The organism is Mesorhizobium sp. M1428 (genome assembly GCF_040317515.1).
Lineage (GTDB): Bacteria > Pseudomonadota > Alphaproteobacteria > Rhizobiales > Rhizobiaceae > Mesorhizobium.
This window is the reverse complement of the sequence record NZ_JAMYKT010000003.1, coordinates 182,223-204,365: the sequence shown is the minus strand read 5'-3', so window position 1 is coordinate 204,365 and position 22,143 is coordinate 182,223. Positions and strand designations below refer to the sequence as shown.

The following is a 22,143-nucleotide window of genomic DNA, read 5'->3' as shown; positions in this document are numbered from 1 at the left end:
CCGCTGCTCGTAGCGCACCCCGGGAAAGATGATCACTGCCGCCGGCGCGGTTTGTTGTGCTCGATTGGTTGCCGCCGTTCGCGGCACGAAAGACAGTACCATGCCCATGGTTCGCGTATTCCTCTCGGTTGCCCCGGAGCACAACGCAACGCCTCCGTAGTCGATTAAGAAGGCAGTAGGTTAACGGAGCGCTAACGGATCGCCGCTAAATTGATCTTTGTTCTTGGGAAACGCGAAACCGGTACAGCCCGGCAGAGCGCTGTCCAGATCGTGTCGAGTGTCGGGCGTATCCTTCGTGTCAGCTTCGGATTTCAGGCAAATCGCAGCAGGAGCTGAATCGGGAAAGGCCGAAAGGCTGTTTCGCGCCGCCGTGTCGGCATTCTGTTCGCTCACCCGCCCTTCGCGCCGCGAGATCGCGCAGCTCGAAGATCTGACGCTGCCGCTGTTCGATAATGTCTCGGTCGAATCGCGCCGCTACGTCGCGGCAGCCCTTTCCGAATGCGAATATGCACCCGCCGCGCTGGTGCGGCGGCTTTGCCAGGAGCGGGTCGACATCGCCGCTCCGCTGCTCATCCGCTCGCGTGCCCTCAGCGACGTCGACCTCATCGCGCTGATCGGGCGTCACGGCCTGCCGCATGCCCGTGCTATTGCCCGCCGCAAGGATCTCAATCAAACGATCGCGGATCTCATCAAAGTGCTCGAAAGGCCGACGCTGGTACGGTCGCAGCAGCCCGAGGCGACTGCCAACGCTGCGTCTGAAAACGCCGAAGTGGTTGCGGCCGATGCCAACAGGCAGGAGGCTTCCGATGCCGCCGCCGAAACTGTCCGCCACAGGCTGCGATCCATGATGCGCGCCGAGAGCGGCACCGCCATCGGTTCGTTCGTCGAGCCGCAAACCTACGTCAAGCTGCGCGAAACCGCACTGACCGGCAATGCGGCGTTCTTCCAGACAGCGCTCGCCGATGCGCTCGAAGTCGATTTTTCAACGGCGCGGACGCTTACCGTGAGCCACAACTACGCGCCGCTGCTGGCCGCCCTGCGCGCGCTCGACCTCAGCGAAGACAAGGCGTTCCTGATCACGGCCGCAATCTATCCGACCGCGTTTCCGCACCCGCAAGCGATCCGCATCTTCCTCGACCGCTACCGCCTGCTGCACCGCGACGCGGCATTGGATAGGCTCCGCGGCTGGAAGGCAGACACCGTGTCGAAAATCGTTCGCAAGCCCGGGCGCGTCGCCGCAAATGCCGACCTGCGCAAGCCGAACAACGCCGATATAACCGCCGCCCCAAAGGCGCGTCGCGTCTGAAGGCTTGCCGTTACGACGCCTTGACCGAGATAAGCTCCTCGACGGGAATGGCGCCCGCCTCGATTTCGACCACCCAGATATCCGGATCGAATCTCTTCTCGCGCTCCAGCCTCGCGTCAAAGATGGCGGCATCGTCGCCTTCGCCAAGCAGGCTGAAAAAACGGTCGTCCGGCCTGGCCGAATCGTAGCTGGTCTGCGGCGCCGGCCCGAACAGCGCCATCTCCCCCAGCCGGCCCCGCGCCAGCACGAAAACCGCGCCGGCTTCCGTCGCGCCGCGCTTGACCACGGCGGCAAAGCCGCCGGAGCTGAAAACCCGGCGCAACAGCGCCGACACCCACAGATCGGTGGTTACGCGCATAAAAAATTCCTGGACATGCGGCGGTCCTTACAGCATCGGCCGGAAGACCGTAAACGGTCTTTGCCGAGCCGACCGCCAAGCGGCCGTCACGACCCTCAGTTGGTCAGGCCGATCTCGCGCATCTTGACGTAAACGATTTCGTCGGGCTCGCCGGTCTCGGGCAGGCCGAACAGCGCCTGGAATTCCTTGATCGCCGCCTTGGTGCGCGCGCCGACGACGCCATCCAATTGCATGTCGTCATTGCCGAACGCTTTCAGTCCGGCCTGAATCTTGACGATGCGCGGATCAGGCGTTTGCGCTGCCGCATTTGCCGGTGCGGACACCGGAATGGCGGCCGGAGCAGCGGCCGTTTCGACCGGCCGCGGCACGGGATGCGGAACCACGGCCGCGGTCTTTGGCGTGGCGCCCAGTTGATCCAGCAGAAAGCCGTCGATCTCGCCGGAGGCATTCAATCCGACCTTCTGCTGATAGGCTTGGATGGCCTTGCGCGTATTCGGTCCGGGAATACCGTCGACGGTGCCGGAATAGAAATCGAGATCCTTCAATATGCCCTGGACCTGTTCGACGACCGGGTCGCTCTTAATCGGCGCAGCGGCCGGACGCACGATGTTGATGGTGGTTTCGGGCTCGTCGCTGTCCGCCCGCGGAAAGCGGTCGATGCTTCTGGTGGCGAAAAACGCACCGGCATGCGGAAAGGGCTGGTACCAAAGAGCGTTCGCCGAGACGTAGAACAGTGTCACCAGGAACGCGGTGGAGCCGCCGACCACAACAGGATTGCGCGAGATCAGGCTGCCCAGGGCCATCGCTCCGTGCTCGAAGGCATTGCCGCGGCGTTTGACCGCCTTAGGCTGTTTTGCGGAGCGACCCATTGCTCTCCCCTTTGCCACCGTCCGCTCTGGCTTTGGCTGCGGACATCGGCACCACGCCAGTCTTCTCCGTCGAGCGGCCCGTCGGGCCGCTCACGGGAAGGCTGATCGTCACCGTGGTGCCCTCGCCCGGCATGCTTTCGATCGACATGGTGCCTTCGTGCAGCGCCACCAGCCCCTTCACCAGCGAAAGCCCGAGCCCGGTGCCTTCGAAACGGCGGGTATAGTCGTTCTGGATCTGCGTGAACGGCTTGCCGAGATTGGCGAAATCTTCCTCGGCGATGCCGATGCCGGTGTCCCGGACCCAGAAATGCAGCCGCGAGCCGATCCGCTTGGCGCCGATGACGACATTGCCGCCTTCGGGCGTGAATTTGATCGCGTTGGAGACGAGATTGATCAGGATCTGCTGCACGGCGCGCCGGTCGGCATTTATTTCGCCTGCGTCCGGCGCGATATGGGCCTGCAGATCGATGGTCCTTGCCTCGGCTTGCAGGCGCATCATCGACTGGCACATCTCGACCGCTTCGCGGAAGCGAAACGGTTCCGGTTCGGTCGCGTAGGCGCCCGATTCGATCCGCGATACGTCGAGTATCGAGGTGACGACGGCAAGCAGGTGCTGGCCCGAATCCCTGACCAGCCCGACATATTCCTTCTGGCGCGGATCCTTGAAGCTGCCGAACATCTCGTGCAGCAGCATGTCGGAAAAGCCGATGATCGCATTGAGCGGGGTGCGCAACTCATGGCTGACGACTGCAAGGAAACGTCCTTTTGCCACCTCGGCGGAGGCAGCCGCCTCATTGGCGGCGGCAAGCTCCTGGCGCAGGCCGGCCAGTTCATCGTTCTCGCGCAGAAGAAGCGTGAAGACAGTCGCCTGCCCCGGCGCGCGCATCATCTCGAGCGAGAACGGCCGGTAATTGTCGGCTGTCACGCCGCTGCTCTGCGGCAGCCGGACGCGAAGGTCGAGCCGGCGCGACAGGGCGCCATCGCGCATATCGGCCAGCGCACTGAGATACGGGACGCGGTCGGACAGATGAATGCGATCGAAAAGTCCGGTGCCGAAAAGCAGCTCCGGTGGCAGCCTCAGCATAGTGCGTGCCTTAGCCGAGACGTCCTGAACCTCGCCATGCGCCGCGATTCGCAGCACGACGGCGTCGATGAGGTCTTCGAGCCGATCGCTGCCGGCCGGATCGAGCTGTGCGCTGGCGGCGCCGCGAAGCGGAGCGATACGCGGAATGAGCGTGAGTGCCCAGGCCAGTGGTACCAGCCAGTGCCATGCGGCGATTTCGGTCTGGTCGAGCGGCAAGACGGAACCGGCTAAAGGCTGCAGCAAGACTGCGACAAAGGCCGATATGGCGCCCCAGATCACGGCACGGCGCGACTGGCCGATCCACCAGGCTTCAAACGGCAGCGCCACCGCGAGCAGGGCAACCGGCGATGCCACACCGCCGGCAGCAGCGATAAGGGCACCGAGCGCAACGCTGCCGACGACCAAGGCGAGTTGGCCGGCCAGGGTCATCTTGCCCGATGCAGCCACCAGCAGGGCGGCGAACCAGCAAAGGCCGAACGCCGCAAAGATCGCAGCCACAGTCACGGCCGCACCCATGCCCGACGTGACCAGCGTCACCGCTGCACCCGCGCTGAAGAAAGGGGTCGCCAGCATGACGCCAATGAACCGGCTGTGGCGGCGACGATCGCTCTGGCCGAGCACGGACGGATGAACCATCCGTTCGCAACCGGCGGCTATCGCGCCCGGCAACTCGGCGTATCTGGCCTTGATCGCACTCAACTCAACGCACCCGGTCGTGAACGGCCCTGCTTTGCAGGCGGCTTTTGTCGATCCGAAACTCGCATCCAGCGTTTAAGGAATGGATAAGGCTGGACCGATCGTCCCCCGGCAGGCTGCAAATATCGGGATACCGGCGGGGAAAAACCGGGGCAATTGCCGCCATAGTAAACGGAGCGTTATCCGGACCGCCCGCGCCTGGCGTTGCGGCCGATGGCATCAAACTGTCACCAATGCAAAAAATAACGAGGAAAAACAAGGAGTTGGATGGTTATCATTTGCTGAATAAAATCTGAGCCTTTCGAGACTAATGAACTTCAAAACGCTTCGTTTCGAATCTGCCTAAAATTTGAGGAAAACTGTTGCTTTCGGGACAAGCCGTCCTTTGCGCGTCTGTGCCAGTATCGCGGTACAAGGGTCGTGCGGTTCGGAGGCACGACCGTCATAGAGGACAGACAGATGGGCTTTCTGATAAGAGCTGCTTTCTGGTTTTCGCTGGTGCTTCTGGCGCTCCCACTGGGTGTCGGCGCCGATGATGCGGGCCGCGAAAGCGTCGGGCCGCTCCAGGCGCTGTTTGCCGCGCGCGAAGCCGTCGGCGACATCGCCGGTATCTGCGAGCGCAAGCCGGACGTGTGCGAGACCGGCAAATCGGCAATGCACACCATCACCGCCCGGGCGAAGGAGACCGCCAAGATTGCGGCCGCCATGCTGGACGACAAGGCCGCTGAACCCGATACGGTGACGACTACCGGCAGCGTGCCCGAGGAAATGGTCTTGCCGGCGAAAGTCGATTTGCCGGCGAAACTGCATTTGCCGGCGAAGAACTGAGACGGTTTTCGGCCGAATCCATCGCCAGACCGCAAGGCTACTCGCTTTCGGCACCTGCGGCGTTTCTCCTCTTTTTCCGTGACGTGGCAGCGCCGGATGACTATATCCGGGGAATGACGACGACGATCCAGACCATCCGCGAGGACTTTTCCCTGCTCGACGAGTGGGAAGACCGCTATCGCTATGTGATTGAACTGGGTGAAGGGCTGCCGCCGTTTCCCGACGAGCAACGCATACCCGCCAACAAGGTGCCCGGCTGCGTCAGCCAGGTCTGGTTGACCACCGAACAGGGCGAAGGTGCCGACCCCGTTGTCACCTTCAAGGGCGATTCAGACGCCCATATCGTGCGCGGCCTGGTCGCCATCATGCTGGCGCTGTTTTCGGGACGGCCGGCCAGCGAAATCCAGAGGACTGACGCAGAGGCAACGCTAAAGGCACTCGGACTTGACGAGCACCTGTCGCCGCAGCGCGCCAATGGTCTTCGCTCTATGGTCAAGCGCATCAAGCGTGATGCCGAAGCAGCGTTGAAGCAGACCGCCTGACCGGACGGCAGTTGCCGGCACCATGGCGGGTTCGACCTTGACCCATAATACGAAACGGCGCCCGCAGGCGCCGTTTGAGTGTCAAACCGGAAGAGCCGCTTGTCAGCGTCCCTTGCGCTTGCGGCCGAGACCCATCTTCTTGGCGAGCTGCGAACGGGCGGCCGCATAATTGGGCGCAACCATCGGATAGCTCGGGTCCAGGTTCCACTTTTCGCGATACTGGTCCGGCGTCAGATCATAGTGGGTCATCAAGTGACGCTTGAGCGACTTGAACTTCTTGCCGTCTTCAAGACAGATGATGTAGTCGTCATGCACCGAACGCTTCGGATTTACCGCCGGCTTCTGCTTGTCGGCAGGCGGCTGCTCGGCGGCCCCGCCGACGCGCCCGAGAGCGGCATGGACGTCGGCGATGAGGTTCGGCAATTCGCCGACCGGCACGGGATTGTTGCTGACATAGGCGGCCACCACGTCGGCGGTGAGTTCGATCAGCGCGTCACTGTTTCTGGAAGGTGTTTCGGTAATATCCATGGCGTTCAGGCCCCAACGAGAATTGTTTCTGTTTGCGCCCGTTTCGATAGTTGGGCATCGCGCGAACTTGTGCAGGAAAAAGCCTCCGCGATTCGCGTCGCGGCATCTTAATGGGCCGGGCCGCCAAGTAAGTCAATTCGCTTCTTTCGGTCTATTCAGCGATACAAGTCAAATCTTCCATATTCAGCTTCACTCTTTCGTGCAAAGTGTAACTTTGCCATTTTTTCTGGTCAGACCAGCATCGACTGACGCCGCGGCAAACAGCCATTACACAAACGGCAGCAGGTAAATAGAGTTCGATGCTTGACCCTGCCGGCAGCATTACAGCCTGGATGATCGGCGGATTCAGTAAAATCATAGGTTGCGAAGCGTTACTGTTGCTCGCGGCCGTCGGCCGGAGCGGTGCGCTGTGTCATTGAAATGGGGCAATGTATTTCCGTAGACCAAGCCATATCGGCCACTTGCCAAGCCGCGAAGGCAGTTGCATGAGATTGACCGGCACTGGCAGGGGTCATCGCAGCGACTGCGAGAACCGCGGCAGTCCGAGAAGAACATTCGCTATCCGCTCCTCCAGCCCGTCCTCTCGAGCCACCACGACAATAGATCATAGCTCTTGAACCCGCGCTGCTCGGCGTGTTCATTCGCCATTCAAGTAGCTTCCACAGCGAGACGCAATGACCAAAACTCCAGTGTTTCCGACCGCCACGTTTCCGACCGCCACCCCGCCGCAGCCGGAGAAGCGGCCGATCTTCGACACGCATCACGGCATGACGCGGACGGATGACTACGCCTGGCTGAGGGCCACCAATTGGCAAGAGATGTTCAGGGATCCGTCCCTGCTCGACGGCCAAATCCGCGCCCATCTCGAAGCCGAGAATGCTTACCAGGCGGCGCTGATGGCCGATACGGTCCAACTGCAGAAGCAGCTTTTCGCGGAAATGAAGGGACGCATCAAGGAAGACGATTCTTCCGTGCCGATGAAGGACGGACCTTACGCCTACGGCTCCTCCTTCAGGCTTGGCGGCCAGCAGCCGCGTTATTTCCGCACGGCGCGCGACGGCGGCGACAAGCAGATCTTGCTCGACGGCGATGCCGAGGCCGAGGGCAAGCCCTATTTCCGCCTGGGCGGCGTCGATCATTCGGACGACCACAGCAAGCTGCTCTGGGCCTTCGACGACAAGGGTTCCGAATTCTACACGCTGCGCGTCCGCGATCTGGCCGGCGGCAACGATCTGGCGGACAGGGTCCCGGACACCGGCGGCGGCGGTGTGTGGGATGCCGGCAATGACGGTTTTTTCTACACCCGCCTCGACCCCAACCACCGTCCTTCCAAAGTGCTGTTCCATGCGCTTGGCGACGGTCCTGAAAACGACCGGCTGATCTACGAGGAGACCGATCCCGGCTTCTTCATGGATGTCGGCGGCACGCGCTCCAACGAGTGGATCATGATCGGCATCAACGACCATGAGACCTCGGAATACCGCATCATGAGCGCCAACGATCCGTTCGCCGCGCCGAAGCTGGTTGCGGCGCGCCAGACCGGCCTGCAGTACGAGCTCGAGGAAGGCGGCGACATCTTCTTCATCCTCACCAATGTCGACGGAGCCAAGGACTTCAAGATCATGACGGCGCCGGCCCATGATCCGGTGCGCGCCAACTGGCAGGAACTGGTGCCGCACGAAGCGGGACGGTTGATCCTGTCGGTGATCGGCTTCAAGGACCACATGGTCCGGCTCGAGCGCAGGGAAGGCCTGCCGCGCATCGTGGTGCGCGACCGCAGGAGCGGCGAGGAGCACCTGATCTCCTTCGACGAGGAAGCCTTCTCGCTCGGCCTGGCCGGCTCCTACGAATACGACACCGAGATCATGCGCTTTTCCTATTCGTCGATGACGACCCCGGCGCAGGTCTTCGATTATAACATGCGCACCCGCGAGCGCGTGCTGCTCAAGACCCAGGAAGTGCCGTCCGGCCATGACCCGGAACACTACGTCACACGCCGGCTGATGGCACCCGCCGCCGACGGCGAACTGGTGCCGATCTCGCTCCTCCATCACCGCGACACACCGCTCGACGGGTCGGCGCCTTGCCTGCTTTACGGCTACGGCTCGTATGGCATCACCGTGCCGGCCGCGTTCAACACCAATCTGTTTTCGCTGGTCGACCGCGGCTTTGTCTACGCGATAGCCCATGTTCGCGGCGGCAAGGACAAGGGCTATGGCTGGTACGACGATGGCAAGCGAGCGAACAAGATGAACACGTTCACCGATTTCATCGCGGTCGCCCAGCACCTCGTCGCCGAGCGCTACACGGCCCATGACCGCATTGTGGCACAGGGCGGTTCAGCCGGCGGCATGCTGATGGGCGCTGTCGCCAACATGGCACCGCAATGCTTCGGCGGCATCGTGGCAGAGGTTCCCTTCGTCGACGTGCTCACCACCATGCTCGACGCCAGCCTGCCGCTGACGCCGCCGGAATGGCCGGAATGGGGCAATCCGATCGCCTCGGCGGAGGATTACCAGACCATTGCCGCCTACTCGCCCTACGACAATGTCGCCGCACTCGACTATCCGCCGATCCTGGCGCTGGCCGGCCTGACCGACCCGCGCGTCACGTATTGGGAGCCGGCCAAATGGGTGGCACGGGTGCGCGACCGCAAGACAGGTGGGAATCCGGTGCTGTTCAAGATCAACATGGATTCAGGCCATGCCGGCGCGTCCGGCCGGTTCTCCAGGCTGGAGGAAATCGCCTTCACCTACGCGTTCGCGCTCAAGGTGACAGGCAAGGCCGAGCTTGCGGCGTGAAAACCCCGGGGGTGAGCGGTTATTGCCTTCCGCCCCGAGACGTGGCTTTCATTCGCGGTCAGACTTGCGGAGACGCCCACCAATGATCGATCTCACCACATTGATTGCGTATGTCGCGGTTGTGCTTGGCTTTGTCTTCATCCCGGGTCCTGCCACCCTTTTGACCGTGGCGCGGGCTACCAGTTCCGGAACCAGGGTTGGCATCGCGACCGGCGCGGGGATCGCGGTCGGCGACGTGGTTCACACCTTCATGGCGATCGTCGGCATTTCAGCGATCATCGCCACGTCGGCGGCGCTTTTCAGCATCGTGAAGTACATCGGCGCGGCCTACCTCATTTATCTCGGCATTCGCGCGATCATCGAGAAAACGCCTGCCTATCCGGCCGCCGGTGAACTTGCGATCCCCGCTACCAAAGCATTTCGGCAGGCTGTTTTGACCGAGGTTCTCAACCCCAAGACCGCGCTTTTCTTCCTTGCATTTCTTCCGCAGTTCGTGCGGCCTGAAAACGGATCGGTGATGCTTCAACTGGCGACTTTGGGCGTGATCTTTGTTCTGTTGGGCCTCGTCAGCACGGTGGTTTTCGCCGTGGGTGCGGGCGGCCTCGGCGCTTTCCTGCGCCGAAGCCCGACGGTGCTGAGATGGCAAGGCAAGGCTGTCGGCGGCATCTATTGCGCCTTGGGCATTCGGTTGGCGCTGCAACAGCGCTAGGGTCTCGACAGGCGACGCCGTATGAAGCTTCGGAAACTGAGCAGGCACAGCTGATTTTCCGCTCGCAATTGCGAAGGTCGCGCAGTACCCAGTGCGCGGCCTTTTTCACGGTCGCCGCCAACACTCAATCACCCAGGGATCTGCCATGTTGCTCGTCGATGTCTATCTCGACAAATCGCCCATCCAAGGCATCGGCGTCTTTGCCAAGAACCACATTCCCCGCGGCACGCTGGTCTGGAAGCTCGACACCAAATACGACCGCCGCATCGAGGTGGCGACCTACGAACGGGAAACCGGGCCGGTGAAAACCTATCTCGACCGCTACGCCTATCCGGACCGGCGCGACCCGAACTACATAGTCTTCGAAGCCGATGACGCCCGCTACATGAACCATGCCGACGACCCGAATTGCGACGTCTCGCAACCGGAGGAGACCTATGCCTTGCGCGACATTGAGCCCGGCGAGGAAATGACCTGCGACTACAATCACTTTTTCGAAACCGGCTTCGACTTTCTCGGCGACCGCTGACGCAACGGCCGTCAGCTCGCCGGCTTCTTGCGCGCCGGATAGCCGTTGGGGTGCGGCGGCACGGCTTTCAGATAGGCGGCGATCGCCGTGCGGTCCTCCGGGGTCAGCACGGCCATGTTCCGTTGCACGTCGACCATGGCGCCGCCGACCGTATCGAAATCCGGCGTGAAGCCGGTTTCGAGATAGTTGGCGATGTCGGCTTCGGACCAGTCGGCGATGCCGCCCTCGCCCGACGTGATGTTGGGCACGATGCCGCTGCCTTCGGCGGCGGCCGCACCTGCCAGCCATTGGCTCTTCCTGGTGCCGCCGGTAAGGTCCCGCGGCGTGTGGCATTCGCCGCAATGGCCCGGGCCTTCGACGAGATAGCGGCCTGCCAACACCGGATCCGATGTGCCGTCGGCGAAGGAAACGACCGGCTGGTCGCTCAGATAGAGCAGCTTCCACAGACCAAGACCGCGTCGGACGTTGAACGGAAATGCCAGCGAATTGGCGGGCGCCTTGCCGGCGACCGCGGGCAACGTCTTGAGGAATGCATAGAGATCGGCAATGTCGGCCGGCTTCATGCGCGCATAGGAAGTATAGGGAAACGCCGGATAGAGATGCTCGCCCGACGGCGACACGCCCTTCAGCATGGCGTTGGCAAAGTCCTCCACCGACCAGGCGCCGATGCCGTCCCTGGTATCTTGCGAGATGTTCGGCGGCACGAAGGTGCCGAATGGCGTCTTGAGTTCAAGGCCGCCGACCAGCTGAAGGCGGGCGTCGCCTTGCGAGCCGGGCTTGGCATGACATGATGTGCAGCCGCCGGCGTAGAAGATGCGCTTGCCCCTGGCGGCGTCGCCAGGACCAAGCTCAGCCAGCGTTGCGGCATCGAGTCTGACCGGAGCCGACAGGAACCAGCCGGCAATCGCGGCCGCGCCGCCCAGAACGAGGGCGGCGCTGACAAGTTTCTTCAGCAAGCGCATTGCCCGCTATCAGCCTTTTTTCACCCTGTAGTTTTGATGACAGTTGCCGCAGCCGCCGCCGATGGTGTTGAACTGCGCCTTCAACGCGCCGGCGTCCGCAGGCGCTGCGGCGACCGCCGCCTTGACGTCGGCGAGGTACTTGCCTTCAGCAGTCTTGAAGCCGGCCATGTCCTGCCAGATTTTTGGGGACGCCGTGGTGTCGCCGGTGTCGCTGCCCGCCGGGAAAAGCGTGTCGACGCCGGCATGGAATTTCTCGGCATTGGCCTGCAGTGCCTGCAACGCCGTCAGCACCGAAGCTGCGTCGTAGGGCGTCTCGCCCTTGACCACTTTAGACAAGCCGGCGGCGATCTTGCCACGTTCCTTCATCAGGGCCTGCCGGTCGGCTACCGGGTCGGCAAATGCCGCCGGACCGGCGAAGGCGAGCATCGAGATGGCGAGGATAAGCTTTCTCATTCACTTGGCTCCATGTTGAAGGCAATTCATCAGGATGCGGTCCCACCCGGATGACAAACGGCAAGGATGGCTTAAAAATTCCGACGCTTCGCCTCACGCTTGCGTGAAATTTTTGCAGCTGTCGTTCTGATGCTGAAAAAAAAGCCCCGGTTCTGCCGGGGCTTTCTGGAACGGATCAGGCCTTTTCGTAGAGTTCGAGCACATAGTCCCAGTTGATGAGACTGTCGACGAAGGCTTCGAGATATTTCGGCCGGGCGTTGCGATAATCGATGTAGTAGGAATGTTCCCAGACATCGACGCCGAGGATCGGCGTCGCACCATGGACGAGCGGGTTCTCGCCGTTCGGCGTCTTCGAGATCGCCAGCTTGCCGTCCTTGACCGAGACCCAAGCCCAGCCCGAGCCGAACTGGGTGGTGCCGGCGGCGATGAAGTCGGCCTTGAACTTGTCGTAGCCGCCAAGATCGCTGTCGACCGCTTTTTGCAAGGCGCCCGGCAGCTTGTTGCCGCCGCCCCCCTTCTTCATCCATTTCCAGAAATGGATATGATTGTAGTGCTGGGCGGCATTGTTGAAGAGCCCCGCATTCTTGCCGAAAGACTGTTTGACGGCTTCTTCGACCGACAAATCGCCCATGCCCGCCTCGGCGGCCAACTTGTTGCCGTTGTCGACATAGGCCTTGTGGTGCTTGTCGTGGTGATATTCCAGCGTTTCCTTGGACATGTAAGGCTGCAAAGCCTCGTAATCATAGGGCAAGGCGGGCAATTCAAAAGCCATCGGTCGTACTCCCTCGTGGAAAAATCCGGTGTCGCTACCGGACTAACATAGGACTGGATTGGTCTGGAACAACTCCGGAAACGAAGCGCCGGCCGCTTTTTAGCGGGTCAGCCGGGCGAAGTCGAATGCGCCCATTCCCAATAGAGTTCGCGCGCCTTCTTGGCCACCGGTCCGGGCTGCAGATTGCGATCCTCGATACGGGTGACCGGCACGACTTTCGAGTGGTTTCCGGTCGAGAAGATTTCGTCGGCCTCGAGAAAATCGCGGATCGACAGCGTCCTTTCCGTCGTCGTGAACCCGTATTCGCCCAGCAGGGCCATGGTGCGCGCGCGGGTAATGCCGGACAGGAAGGTGCCGTTCGGCGCCGGCGTCAGGACATGGCCGTCCTTGACCAGGAAAATATTCGAGGTGCCGGTCTCGGCGACGTTGCCCAGCATGTCGAGCACGAGCGCATTGTCGAAGCCGCGCATCTTGGCTTCGAGGATGGCTCGGCCGTTGTTGGGATAAAGGCAGCCGGCCTTGGCGTTGGTCGGCATGGTTTCGATGGTCGGGCGCCGGAACGGCGACACCGTCACCGAAAACCCAGCCGGCGAGATCATCGGCGATTCGTAGAGGCAAAGGCAGAAACGAGTCGAGGCCGGGTCGGCCGGCACGCCCATATAGCCGCCATGCTCGGCCCAATACATCGGCCTGATATAGACCGCCGTCTTGCCGTCGAACTTCTTCAGCCCGTCCCAGGTCAGGCCGACGATCTTTTCGGTGCTCATCGTCGGTTTCAGGCCGAGCGCGATCGCCGAGGCGTTTACCCGCGCTGCATGGCGATCGAGATCGGGAGCGACGCCCTCGAACCAGCGGGCGCCGTCGAACACGCTGGTGCCGAGCCACATGGCGTGGCTACGCGGCCCTAGAATGGCAACGTTGCCCTCGTACCAGTCGCCGTCGACGAAGGTCCATGTCGCGGATTGCGCCGCAGTCGCCAGTGTCATTGCCAGGTTCCGTCCGATGCTCGTTGCGGCGCATTGGAAGATGCTTTGGCGGCCGCCGTCAACCGGCTTGGCTGAGATTTGTTGAGGCCAGCGGGCGGGCAGGACTGCAATCAGCGCTTGCGCCTTGCCTTGCGCGGCCTCAAAACTGTCGGATGCAGTTCGCGGCTTACGTTTTCGACGCCTATGGCACGCTGTTCGACGTGCATGCGGCCGTGCGCCGTCACGCCGACCAGATCGGGCCGGACGGCCAGTTGCTGTCCGAGATCTGGCGCGCCAAGCAGCTGGAATATTCCTGGGTCAGGACGCTGATGGGGGCCTATGCCGACTTCTGGCAGCTCACCGAGCAGGCTCTCGACTTCGCTCTGCGCAAGGTTCCATCCGCGGATGCCGGGCTGAGGGCGAAGCTGCTCGAGGCGTATTGGCGGCTGGACTGCTATCCGGAGGTACCGGCCGTGCTCAAGGCGCTCAAGGCATCGGGGGCAAGGCTGGCTATCCTGTCCAACGGTTCGCCTGAAATGCTGGAGGCGGCCGTCAAGTCCGCCGCGCTCGACCAGGTCCTGGACGACATCTTTTCCGTCGACAGCGTCAGGCGCTTCAAAACCGATCCGTCGGTCTACGACATGGTCACCACTGGCTGGCGCCTCTATCCAGGCGCTGTCTCTTTCCAGTCATCCAACCGCTGGGACGTCGCCGGCGCCACCAAATTCGGCTTCAGGACGGTGTGGATCAACCGCGCCAATCAGCCTGAGGAATACCGGGATTTTCCACCGGCCCTGATCTTGCCGTCCCTCGAAGGCCTGGTTGCCGCGGGTTGACACCGGAAATGTTGCGTCGGCGCAACAGTAACGGTCCAGTCACAGCTTTGCCTTTGTTTGTCCACCCTGCGGCCAGAATTGGAACCGCCTATCGCGCCGGGCATTGCTCGAGCACCTGCGCGCAACCGGACGCATTTATGCTTTGTTGCGATTTGAGACGTAAAAAAGGCAATCATGTTCACACCCCCATCGTCCTCTCTGCGCCTTAGCCGTCGCGGTTTCCTCAACGCGGCAGCCCTTGGCGCCGCCTCGGTCGCGGTCTCCAGTTGCACAACGCTGTCGCAACAGCCGGTCGAGCCACCGCCGCCGACCTATGTCGAGCCGGCGCTCGGCGACTATGTGACGATGTATGGGCCGATGTCGGATGGCGGCTTCGAGCTGCCGGCCATACCGGTCGACAAGATCGACCCGCAGTTCCTGCGCCAGATCGTTGACGATCCGACCGGGCAGCAGCCGGGCACCATCGTCGTCGACACCACCAACCACTTCCTCTACCTAGTGCGCCCGGGCGGCCAGGCGATCCGCTATGGTGTCGGCCTCGGCCGCGCCGGCTTCGAATGGTCGGGCGATGCCGTGGTCCAATGGAAGCAGAAATGGCCGAAATGGACGCCGCCGGACGAAATGATAGCGCGGCAGCCGGAGTTGAAGCCGTACAGCGCCGATAATGGCGGCATGCCGGGCGGGCTCAAGAACCCGCTTGGCGCACGGGCGCTTTATCTGTTCCAGGGTAACCAGGACACGCTCTACCGCCTGCACGGTTCGCCCGAATGGCGATCGATCGGCAAATCGGTGTCGTCGGGCTGTGTTCGCCTGATGAACCAGGACATTATCGATCTCTACGACCGTGTGCCGAACAAGACCCCGGTCGTGGTGACGGCCGATATCGGCCAGCCGATGATGGCGACAGCAAACCGCAAAGCCATTCCGATCGACGCCGGCGTCCCGGAAGGATCAATCCTGCTCGGCCCGATAAAATCGATCACAAACTCGATCTTCTGAGCTGGTCGAAAGCACAGGGGCGGCGGGCTTTCGCCGCTCTGGACCGCGCCCAGAAAGGTGCGTGCGCTGATCGACATCCTCATCGAGCGGTTCGGCGCCCGTTGAGCGTAATCGCTGCAATGGGTGGCGATCACGGCGGTACCGCGAGAAAGCGGATTCGACCCATGATCGATCATTCGTAAGCGCGTCTCCAAACCTGACGTTCGCGCTATGCGTGACGCCGGCCCGTTCTGGTCGTTGAGAAAATGCATGTCCGAACGCTACTTCTGGCATAACGGCCGTCGGTTGCCCTCCAAATTTTCTGCTGTGCTTGATGCCAATACAGCATTTGCCAAACTCGGTGGTCCGATGCTCCTTACCGCCCCCTTGCCAAACTGCCCAGAATACCCCGTACGATCGCCCGTCCGACCGACGAGCCGACCGAGCGCACCACCGATTTGATCGCCGCCTCCGCCACCGTCTGGCGGTTGGAGGGCCGCGGCGCGCGGCGGCCACCAGATGGCTGAGGATCGTCATTGCCGAAGCCGGGAATGGTCCAGCGCGAACGGCCGCTCTCCTGCTGCTGGGCTTGCGCCTCCTGGGCGTCCTTGGCCTTTTTCTGCAGCATCTCGAAAGCCGATTCGCGGTCGATGGTCTGGTCGTACTGTCCCGCTACCGGGCTCTCAGTGATCAGCTTGCGGCGCTCTTCGGGCGTGATCGGACCAAGGCGCGAGGACGGCGGGCGGATCAGTGTCCGCTGCACCATGGACGGCACGCCCGTGGCTTCCAGCGTCGAGACAAGCGCCTCGCCGGTGCCGAGCTGCGTGATCACGGTTGCGCAGTCGAAATCGGGATTGGGCCTGAACGTCTCGGCCGCCGTCTTGACGGCCTTCTGTTCGCGCGGCGTATAGGCACGAAGTGCGTGCTGTACGCGGTTGCCGAGCTGGGCCAGCACCGTTTCAGGGATATCCAGCGGATTTTGCGTGACGAAATAAACGCCGACGCCTTTCGACCGGATCAGTCGCACCACCTGCTCGACGCGGTCGACCAGCACTTTCGGCGCATCGTCGAACAGAAGATGGGCCTCGTCGAAGAAGAAGACCAGCTTCGGCTTGTCCGGGTCGCCGACTTCCGGCAGTTCCTCGAACAGTTCCGACATCAGCCACAGAAGGAACGTCGCATAGAGCCTGGGATTCATCATCAGCTTGTCGGCGGCGAGCACGCTGATGGCGCCGCGTCCATCGCGCGTGGTGCGCATGATGTCGGCGATCCGCAATGCCGGCTCGCCGAAGAAATTGGCCGCGCCCTGCTGCTCCAGAACCAGCAGCGTGCGCTGGATGGCGCCGACCGAAGGTTTGGTCACATTGCCGTAGCGGGCGCCGATCTCTTCGGCGCGGTCGGCGATATTGGCAAGCAGTGACTGCAGGTCCTTCAAATCGAGCAGCAGAAGGCCTTCCTCGTCGGCGATGCGGAAGGCGATGTTCATGATGCCTTCCTGCGCCTCGGAAAGGTTCATCAACCGCGACAGAAGCAGCGGCCCCATCTCCGAGATGGTGGCGCGGATAGGGTGGCCCTGCTCGCCGAACAGATCCCAGAAGATGACCGGGAATTCCTGGAATTTATAGGGATCGAGCTTGACCTGTTCGGCCCGCTTGGCCAGGAAATCCTGCGCTGTGCCCATCATGGCGATACCCGACAGGTCGCCCTTGATGTCGGCGCAGAATACCGGCACGCCGGCGTTGGAGAAACCCTCGGCCAATATCTGCAGGGTCACCGTCTTGCCGGTGCCGGTCGCGCCGGTGACCAGGCCGTGACGATTGCCATACTGCAGCAAAAGCTGTTCGGGCCGCTGATAGCTGTCGTCCGGCTTGCGGCTGGCTCCCATGAAGATACTGGTGTCGTCGGCCATGTGTCCGGTCTCCGCAAACCTATAGGGTTGAATGCCCTGATCCCTTGAAGAAAAGGGAGCCCCGCCGCAGGTATAGTGAGGCCATTGCGCAGCGACAATGGGCGTCGTCGAAAATGGCTTTTGGAGCTTGCGGAACCTGCCCATGTTTGGCAATCGGTTGATGGTCACAATCACGGAAGGCGTGTTGCACGGCATGTGTGCTGCATTGTGATATCGAGCCGGGGACCGTAGACTGACATAGTCGGCCGCTGCGGCCGCTAGAACGAGGAGAACCGATGGGCGCCGGTGCCTTGACCCAGGATGCCGACCTTCCGAACGCCGACCGGCAACGGTGGCTGGCGTTGGCAGAGAAGGCGCTGGCCGGCGGGTCCTTCGAGGAAAAGCTCGTCTCGCATACGGACGACGCCATCCGCATCGAGCCGCTCTACGAGCGCTCGGTAACCGCCGAGCCTGTCGTGCGCGCCAACCCGGGATCACCGTGGATCGTCAGCCAGCGTATCGACGATCCGGATATAGGCCGGGCCAGTGCGCAGGCGCTGGAAGACGTCGCGCAGGGTGCTACCGGACTTTCGCTTGTCTTCGAGGGTGCGCCGAACGCCTTCGGCTACGGCTTGCCGAGGACGGCGGAGGCGCTGGAGGGCGTGCTCGACGGCGTGCCGCTCAACCGCATCCAGATCCGCATCGACGCCCATCCCTGGAGCCGTGCCGTGGCCGACTGGTTGGTGGCGTTTTTGACCAAGCGCCGCTCCGACCCGGCAAAGCTTAACCTCTCCTTCGGCATCGATCCGGCGGCGATCTTTGCCGGGACCGGCAGGCTGCGCATGTCGATCGAGGCTTTGCAGGCTTCGATGCCGCAGTCGCTGGCGCATTTCTTTTCGATGGGGGTGCCCGGCGTGCTGCTGGAAGCCGACGGGCGGGTGTTCCACAATGCCGGCGCCACCGAGGCGCAGGAGCTTGGCACCATGCTGGCCTCGGCCGTCTCCTATCTGAGGCTGTTCGAGAAGGCGCGCCAGCCGCTCGTCTATGCGGCGCCGCATATCGGTTTTGCGCTGAGCGTCGACCAGGACCAGTTCGTGTCGATGGCCAAGGTCAGGGCGTTGCGCAGGCTGTGGGCGCGTGTCCAGGAGGCCTGCTCGATACCGCCCTCCACCGCCAGCATCCATGCCGAAACCTCCTTCCGGATGATGACGGCGGCCGACCCGGAAACCAACATCCTGCGCACCACCATCGCCGCTTTTGCGGCTGCCGCCGGCGGCGCGGATTCGATCGCCATCCTGCCGCACACGATCGCGCACGGCCTGCCTGCCGGTTTTGCCCGCCGCGTTGCCCGCAACGCGCAATTGATCATGGCCAATGAAAGCCACATCGACCACGTCGCCGATCCGGTTTGCGGTTCGGGCGCTGTCGAAGCGCTGACTGCGGAGCTCTGCGCGGCGGCCTGGCAGGAGTTCCAACAGATCGAGGCGGAAGGTGGCGTGCTGTCCAGCCTTGAGCAAGGCGATATCCAGAAACGCGTCCGGGCAGCTTCCGCCCGCCGCAACGCTGCCTATCAGGCGGGCGAACGGGCGATGATCGGCACGACGCTGCACCCACCGAAAACCGAGCGTCCTGTCGAGGCACTGGCGGCGGAGCGGCGGCCAGCCTTCACCGAAGGCGTTGCGGTGTGCGAGCCGCTGTTTCCGATCCGTATCGATCAGTCGATCGGAGCCGCACCATGATCCCGGATTTCAGCCAGATCGGCTGGTCGCCGCCACGGCGGGTACCGCTCGAGGTCAAAGGCCAGCGGATGACGCCGGAAGGCATCGCCGTCAAGCATCTCTACAACCAGGGCGATCTCAAGGGCTTGCCGCATCTCGATACCTATCCGGGCCTGCCGCCCTTCGTGCGCGGCCCCTATCCGACGATGTATGTCCAGCAACCCTGGACGATCCGGCAATATGCCGGCTTCTCGACGGCCGAAGAGTCCAACGCCTTCTACCGGCGCAACCTTGCCGCCGGCCAGAAAGGCCTGTCGGTCGCCTTCGATCTCGCCACGCATCGCGGCTACGACAGCGACCATCCGCGCGTCGCCGGTGATGTCGGCATGGCCGGCGTCGCCATCGATTCCATTCTCGACATGCGCCAGCTGTTCGACGGCATCCCGCTTAACGAGATGACGGTATCGATGACGATGAACGGCGCGGTGCTGCCGATCATGGCCCTCTATATCGTGGCGGCGGAGGAACAGGGCGTCGCGCAGAAGGATCTCGCCGGGACCATTCAGAACGACATCCTGAAAGAGTTCATGGTGCGCAACACCTACATCTATCCGCCGAAACCTTCGATGCGGATCGTGTCGAACATTTTTTCCTACACGTCGAAGCACATGCCGAAGTTCAATTCGATCTCGATCTCCGGCTACCACATGCAGGAGGCGGGAGCGACGGCGGACCTCGAACTCGCCTACACGATCGCCGACGGTATCGAATATGCGCGCGCCGGCGTCGCGGCCGGCCTCGACATCGATCGTTTCGCGCCGCGCCTTTCCTTCTTCTGGGCGATCGGCATGAATTTCTTCATGGAAGTCGCCAAGCTGAGAGCAGCCCGCCTTTTGTGGGCCAGCCTCATGCTGAAGAACTTTTCGCCTAAGGACGATCGCTCGCTGTCGCTGCGCACCCATTGCCAGACTTCGGGCTGGTCGCTGACGGCGCAGGACCCCTACAACAACATCATCCGCACCATGATCGAGGCGATGGCCGCCACTCAAGGGCACACGCAGTCGCTGCACACCAATTCCTTCGACGAGGCAATGGCGCTGCCGACCGACCATTCGGCCCGCATCGCCCGCAACACACAGCTCATCCTGCAGAAAGAGTCCGGCACGACGCGCATCATCGACCCGTGGGGCGGCGCTGCCTATGTCGAACGGCTGACGCATGATCTGGCGGCGCGCGCGCTTGCGCATATCGAGGAGGTCGAGGACCTCGGCGGCATGGCCGCGGCGATCGAAAAGGGCCTACCGAAGCTGCGCATCGAAGAGGCTGCCGCGCGCACCCAGGCGCGCATTGATTCCGGCGAACAGATCGTGGTCGGCGTCAATGCCCACCGCCCGGAGACGGACATCGAGGTCGACGTGCTGAGGATCGACAATGCCGAAGTCAGGGCGCGGCAATTGTCGAAGCTGCAGCGGCTGAAAGGCACGCGTGACGTCGCCGCCGTCGAGAGCGCGCTCGATGCGCTGACCCGTGCTGCCGGCAGTAACGGAAACCTGCTGGAATTCGCCATCCGGGCCGCACGCGCCAACGCCACGGTCGGCGAGATTTCGTTGGCGCTGGAAAAGGTTTTCGGCCGCCATGTCGCCTCGGTGCAGACGATCTCCGGCGTCTATCGCAACGCGCTCGGCGACAATCCAGTCGTCGACCGGCTGCAGGACAAGATCGTAGCGTTCGAGGAAAAATCCGGCGGCAAGCCGCGCATCCTGGTCGCCAAAATGGGCCAGGACGGCCATGATCGCGGCCAGAAAGTGATCGCAACCGCCTTTGCCGACCTCGGCTTCGACGTCACCGTCGGGCCGATGTTCCAGACGCCGGACGAGATCGCCAGGTTGGCGGTCGAGCATGACGTGCACATCATCGGCGCCTCTTCGCTGGCGGCAGGCCATTTGACACTCATTCCCGAACTCAAGCTTGCGCTGACGAAGCTCGGCCGCGACGACATGCTGATCGTCGCTGGCGGCGTCATCCCGCCGCAGGATTACGACGCGGTGCGGCAGGCAGGTGCCACTGAAATCTTCCCGCCCGGCACGGTCATCCCGGAAGCGGCGGACCGGCTGATGAACCGCCTGCTGCAGGCCGGCTGACGCTTTGTTATAATGTCTGTTGTAACGAGAAACACGCAGAGTTATAATCAGCATTGCAACAGGATGTCTCACCATGAACACGACCATTCGCAAGATCGGCAATTCCGAAGGCGTGATCCTGCCGAAGGAAATTCTCGATCGTCTGAACCTGAAGGCCGGCGATCAGCTTCAAATCGTTGAAACAGGTGACGGTCTTGCGCTGAAGCCGGTGGACGACAGCTTCGAGCGGCAAATGAATGCTGCCCGCGAGGTGATGGACAAATACAAGGTAGCGCTTCAGAAGCTCGCCGAATGAGCTGGGAGTTTCTGACGCGGCGTGCAGTCGAAGCGATGCACGCGGAACAGTTGCACCGACACGGCGGAGCACAAGGGTTGAGGGATGAAAATGCCCTTGAATCGGCGCTCGCACGCGCCGAGAACAAGGCCAACTACGGAGACCCGTCGGTTGAAGAACTCGCAGCCGCCTACGTCTTCGGCATTGCCAGAAATCATGCCTTTGTCGACGGCAACAAACGCACGGCCATTGTCGCTGCCGGCGCATTTCTGATTGTGAATGGTTATGCCCTGTCGGCCAATGACGGCACGCTTTACGAATTCGTCATGGGCGTCGCCGCCGGCGAAATCGACGAGGCCGGCGCCGCGGCGTTCTTCCGCGATCATGTCATCAAGCTCGAAGACTAATTGTCGGAGAGCTTGACGATCTCCCATTCCTTGCCATTGACCACGGCAACTTCGCCGACCTTCTTGCCGAACAGCGCCATCGCCATCGGCGACATATGGGAAATTGTCCCCTTGGCCGGATTGGCTTCGTCCTCGCCGACGATCTTCCAGTGCACCTTCTTGCCGTCGTCGCTTTCCAGGGTGACGCCCATACCGAAGCGAACCATGTCGCTGCCCGGTTCCGGCACCGAAAGCTCGGCGCTTTCACGCCGCGCCGTCCAATAGCGGAGATCACGCGACACCAGCGCGATGCGCTCGCGGTCGGCCCTCTTTTCGGCTCTGCCCAGTTCGTCGCGCAGAGCGGCCACCTCCGCATCGATCAGCGCCAGGCCGCGTTCCGTCACCAGATTGCGGTGATGGCTGATCGGCCGCTCGCCGATGCCGGCGATGGCGTTTTCGCTGTCTTCCTCGCGGGTGAAGGCCCTGCTCATCAATCGAACTTATGCCTGACGCGACGACT

Annotated in this window: 22 protein-coding genes; 12 read left to right on the top strand and 10 right to left on the bottom strand. The window is 62.5% G+C overall.

The annotated features are described in order from the left end of the window. Positions 1-295 precede the first annotated feature (295 nt). On the top strand, positions 296-1,306 hold the full coding sequence (locus NKG60_RS06115; protein ID WP_352974412.1) for a DUF2336 domain-containing protein: 1,011 nt from the start codon (positions 296-298) through the stop codon (positions 1,304-1,306). A 10-nt stretch (positions 1,307-1,316) separates the two neighbouring features. Here NKG60_RS06115 and NKG60_RS06110 read toward each other — a convergent pair whose 3' ends face one another. The 3 genes from NKG60_RS06110 to NKG60_RS06100 all read right to left on the bottom strand — a co-directional run bounded on the left by NKG60_RS06110 (position 1,317) and on the right by NKG60_RS06100 (position 4,253). Continuing rightward, positions 1,317-1,664 (bottom strand): DUF1491 family protein, encoded by a 348-nt coding sequence (locus NKG60_RS06110; RefSeq protein ID WP_352665882.1) that lies wholly within the window; start codon positions 1,662-1,664, stop codon positions 1,317-1,319. Positions 1,665-1,759: 95 nt separating this feature from the next. Next, positions 1,760-2,533 (bottom strand): peptidoglycan-binding domain-containing protein, encoded by a 774-nt coding sequence (locus tag NKG60_RS06105; protein ID WP_352974410.1) that lies wholly within the window; start codon positions 2,531-2,533, stop codon positions 1,760-1,762. Continuing rightward, positions 2,508-4,253, bottom strand: a complete 1,746-nt coding sequence (locus tag NKG60_RS06100; RefSeq protein ID WP_352974656.1) for an ATP-binding protein — start codon at positions 4,251-4,253, stop codon at positions 2,508-2,510. Before NKG60_RS06100 ends, NKG60_RS06105 begins: the two co-directional genes overlap by 26 nt. 519 nt (positions 4,254-4,772) lie before the next feature. Between NKG60_RS06100 and NKG60_RS06095 the strand changes: the two genes are divergently transcribed. Further along, positions 4,773-5,141 carry a DUF5330 domain-containing protein gene (locus NKG60_RS06095; RefSeq protein WP_352665880.1) on the top strand — a complete coding sequence of 123 codons (369 nt, stop codon included), beginning with the start codon at positions 4,773-4,775 and terminating at the stop codon, positions 5,139-5,141. 113 nt (positions 5,142-5,254) lie between these two features. Then, a complete protein-coding gene (locus NKG60_RS06090) occupies positions 5,255-5,683 on the top strand; it encodes a SufE family protein (RefSeq protein ID WP_352974408.1) in 429 nt (142 codons plus the stop codon). A gap of 102 nt (positions 5,684-5,785) precedes the next feature. Here NKG60_RS06090 and NKG60_RS06085 read toward each other — a convergent pair whose 3' ends face one another. Further along, complete coding sequence (locus tag NKG60_RS06085; protein WP_023677844.1) at positions 5,786-6,211, bottom strand: Ros/MucR family transcriptional regulator; 426 nt, start codon at positions 6,209-6,211, stop codon at positions 5,786-5,788. Between the two features lie 674 nt (positions 6,212-6,885). Here NKG60_RS06085 and NKG60_RS06080 point away from each other — a divergent pair. The 3 genes from NKG60_RS06080 to NKG60_RS06070 all read left to right on the top strand — a co-directional run bounded on the left by NKG60_RS06080 (position 6,886) and on the right by NKG60_RS06070 (position 10,250). Beyond that, complete coding sequence (locus NKG60_RS06080) at positions 6,886-9,012, top strand: S9 family peptidase (protein ID WP_352974405.1); 2,127 nt, start codon at positions 6,886-6,888, stop codon at positions 9,010-9,012. A gap of 82 nt (positions 9,013-9,094) precedes the next feature. Then, positions 9,095-9,721, top strand: coding sequence for a LysE family translocator (locus tag NKG60_RS06075; protein ID WP_352665878.1), 627 nt, complete (start codon positions 9,095-9,097; stop codon positions 9,719-9,721). 145 nt (positions 9,722-9,866) lie between these two features. Then, complete coding sequence (locus NKG60_RS06070) at positions 9,867-10,250, top strand: SET domain-containing protein (RefSeq protein ID WP_352665877.1); 384 nt, start codon at positions 9,867-9,869, stop codon at positions 10,248-10,250. Positions 10,251-10,261: 11 nt separating this feature from the next. On the opposite strand, the gene NKG60_RS06065 is transcribed toward NKG60_RS06070, so the two are convergent. The 4 genes from NKG60_RS06065 to NKG60_RS06050 all read right to left on the bottom strand — a co-directional run bounded on the left by NKG60_RS06065 (position 10,262) and on the right by NKG60_RS06050 (position 13,423). Beyond that, positions 10,262-11,212 carry a cytochrome c gene (locus tag NKG60_RS06065; protein ID WP_352974403.1) on the bottom strand — a complete coding sequence of 317 codons (951 nt, stop codon included), beginning with the start codon at positions 11,210-11,212 and terminating at the stop codon, positions 10,262-10,264. 9 nt (positions 11,213-11,221) lie between these two features. Continuing rightward, the gene (locus tag NKG60_RS06060) at positions 11,222-11,665 is read right to left on the bottom strand and encodes a c-type cytochrome (protein ID WP_352665875.1); all 444 of its coding nucleotides are present in this window, start codon (positions 11,663-11,665) and stop codon (positions 11,222-11,224) included. Between the two features lie 175 nt (positions 11,666-11,840). Next, positions 11,841-12,437 (bottom strand): superoxide dismutase, encoded by a 597-nt coding sequence (locus tag NKG60_RS06055; RefSeq protein WP_023677850.1) that lies wholly within the window; start codon positions 12,435-12,437, stop codon positions 11,841-11,843. Between the two features lie 107 nt (positions 12,438-12,544). Beyond that, on the bottom strand, positions 12,545-13,423 hold the full coding sequence (locus tag NKG60_RS06050; RefSeq protein ID WP_352665874.1) for a branched-chain amino acid aminotransferase: 879 nt from the start codon (positions 13,421-13,423) through the stop codon (positions 12,545-12,547). A gap of 152 nt (positions 13,424-13,575) precedes the next feature. On the opposite strand from NKG60_RS06050, the gene NKG60_RS06045 reads away from it, so the two are divergent. Then, positions 13,576-14,238 carry a haloacid dehalogenase type II gene (locus tag NKG60_RS06045; RefSeq protein ID WP_352665873.1) on the top strand — a complete coding sequence of 221 codons (663 nt, stop codon included), beginning with the start codon at positions 13,576-13,578 and terminating at the stop codon, positions 14,236-14,238. Positions 14,239-14,412: 174 nt separating this feature from the next. Then, on the top strand, positions 14,413-15,237 hold the full coding sequence (locus NKG60_RS06040; RefSeq protein WP_352974398.1) for a L,D-transpeptidase: 825 nt from the start codon (positions 14,413-14,415) through the stop codon (positions 15,235-15,237). A gap of 355 nt (positions 15,238-15,592) precedes the next feature. On the opposite strand, the gene NKG60_RS06035 is transcribed toward NKG60_RS06040, so the two are convergent. Beyond that, positions 15,593-17,125: a helicase HerA-like C-terminal domain-containing protein gene (locus NKG60_RS06035; RefSeq protein ID WP_352974396.1), complete on the bottom strand. Its 1,533-nt coding sequence runs from the start codon at positions 17,123-17,125 to the stop codon at positions 15,593-15,595. A gap of 275 nt (positions 17,126-17,400) precedes the next feature. On the opposite strand from NKG60_RS06035, the gene NKG60_RS06030 reads away from it, so the two are divergent. The 4 genes from NKG60_RS06030 to NKG60_RS06015 all read left to right on the top strand — a co-directional run bounded on the left by NKG60_RS06030 (position 17,401) and on the right by NKG60_RS06015 (position 21,644). Continuing rightward, the gene (locus NKG60_RS06030) at positions 17,401-18,843 is read left to right on the top strand and encodes a methylmalonyl-CoA mutase family protein (protein ID WP_352974394.1); all 1,443 of its coding nucleotides are present in this window, start codon (positions 17,401-17,403) and stop codon (positions 18,841-18,843) included. Continuing rightward, the gene (gene scpA / locus NKG60_RS06025) at positions 18,840-20,963 is read left to right on the top strand and encodes a methylmalonyl-CoA mutase (RefSeq protein ID WP_352974391.1); all 2,124 of its coding nucleotides are present in this window, start codon (positions 18,840-18,842) and stop codon (positions 20,961-20,963) included. Before NKG60_RS06030 ends, scpA begins: the two co-directional genes overlap by 4 nt. Positions 20,964-21,036: 73 nt before the next feature. After that, a complete protein-coding gene (locus tag NKG60_RS06020) occupies positions 21,037-21,258 on the top strand; it encodes an AbrB/MazE/SpoVT family DNA-binding domain-containing protein (RefSeq protein WP_352974388.1) in 222 nt (73 codons plus the stop codon). After that, positions 21,255-21,644 (top strand): type II toxin-antitoxin system death-on-curing family toxin, encoded by a 390-nt coding sequence (locus NKG60_RS06015; protein WP_352974387.1) that lies wholly within the window; start codon positions 21,255-21,257, stop codon positions 21,642-21,644. The genes NKG60_RS06020 and NKG60_RS06015 overlap by 4 nt, the downstream gene beginning before the upstream one ends. Here NKG60_RS06015 and NKG60_RS06010 read toward each other — a convergent pair. Beyond that, positions 21,641-22,114: a GreA/GreB family elongation factor gene (locus NKG60_RS06010; RefSeq protein WP_352665866.1), complete on the bottom strand. Its 474-nt coding sequence runs from the start codon at positions 22,112-22,114 to the stop codon at positions 21,641-21,643. The genes NKG60_RS06015 and NKG60_RS06010 overlap by 4 nt on opposite strands. Between the last annotated feature and the right edge of the window lie 29 nt (positions 22,115-22,143).

Bases quoted from the DNA above. Each gene is read 5' to 3' on its own strand.
- NKG60_RS06070 (WP_352665877.1), top strand. From the start codon at position 9,867: ATGTTGCTCGTCGATGTCTATCTCGACAAATCGCCCATCCAAGGCATC.
- NKG60_RS06010 (WP_352665866.1), bottom strand. From the start codon at position 22,114: ATGAGCAGGGCCTTCACCCGCGAGGAAGACAGCGAAAACGCCATCGCC.
- NKG60_RS06040 (WP_352974398.1), top strand. From the start codon at position 14,413: ATGTTCACACCCCCATCGTCCTCTCTGCGCCTTAGCCGTCGCGGTTTC.
- NKG60_RS06085 (WP_023677844.1), bottom strand. From the start codon at position 6,211: ATGGATATTACCGAAACACCTTCCAGAAACAGTGACGCGCTGATCGAA.
- NKG60_RS06100 (WP_352974656.1), bottom strand. From the start codon at position 4,253: ATGGTTCATCCGTCCGTGCTCGGCCAGAGCGATCGTCGCCGCCACAGC.
- NKG60_RS06030 (WP_352974394.1), top strand. From the start codon at position 17,401: ATGGGCGCCGGTGCCTTGACCCAGGATGCCGACCTTCCGAACGCCGAC.
- NKG60_RS06045 (WP_352665873.1), top strand. From the start codon at position 13,576: ATGCAGTTCGCGGCTTACGTTTTCGACGCCTATGGCACGCTGTTCGAC.
- NKG60_RS06105 (WP_352974410.1), bottom strand. From the start codon at position 2,533: ATGGGTCGCTCCGCAAAACAGCCTAAGGCGGTCAAACGCCGCGGCAAT.
- NKG60_RS06065 (WP_352974403.1), bottom strand. From the start codon at position 11,212: ATGCGCTTGCTGAAGAAACTTGTCAGCGCCGCCCTCGTTCTGGGCGGC.
- NKG60_RS06020 (WP_352974388.1), top strand. From the start codon at position 21,037: ATGAACACGACCATTCGCAAGATCGGCAATTCCGAAGGCGTGATCCTG.
- NKG60_RS06015 (WP_352974387.1), top strand. From the start codon at position 21,255: ATGAGCTGGGAGTTTCTGACGCGGCGTGCAGTCGAAGCGATGCACGCG.
- NKG60_RS06050 (WP_352665874.1), bottom strand. From the start codon at position 13,423: ATGACACTGGCGACTGCGGCGCAATCCGCGACATGGACCTTCGTCGAC.
- NKG60_RS06055 (WP_023677850.1), bottom strand. From the start codon at position 12,437: ATGGCTTTTGAATTGCCCGCCTTGCCCTATGATTACGAGGCTTTGCAG.
- NKG60_RS06095 (WP_352665880.1), top strand. From the start codon at position 4,773: ATGGGCTTTCTGATAAGAGCTGCTTTCTGGTTTTCGCTGGTGCTTCTG.
- NKG60_RS06110 (WP_352665882.1), bottom strand. From the start codon at position 1,664: ATGCGCGTAACCACCGATCTGTGGGTGTCGGCGCTGTTGCGCCGGGTT.
- NKG60_RS06035 (WP_352974396.1), bottom strand. From the start codon at position 17,125: ATGGCCGACGACACCAGTATCTTCATGGGAGCCAGCCGCAAGCCGGAC.
- NKG60_RS06080 (WP_352974405.1), top strand. From the start codon at position 6,886: ATGACCAAAACTCCAGTGTTTCCGACCGCCACGTTTCCGACCGCCACC.
- scpA (WP_352974391.1), top strand. From the start codon at position 18,840: ATGATCCCGGATTTCAGCCAGATCGGCTGGTCGCCGCCACGGCGGGTA.
- NKG60_RS06075 (WP_352665878.1), top strand. From the start codon at position 9,095: ATGATCGATCTCACCACATTGATTGCGTATGTCGCGGTTGTGCTTGGC.
- NKG60_RS06090 (WP_352974408.1), top strand. From the start codon at position 5,255: ATGACGACGACGATCCAGACCATCCGCGAGGACTTTTCCCTGCTCGAC.
- NKG60_RS06060 (WP_352665875.1), bottom strand. From the start codon at position 11,665: ATGAGAAAGCTTATCCTCGCCATCTCGATGCTCGCCTTCGCCGGTCCG.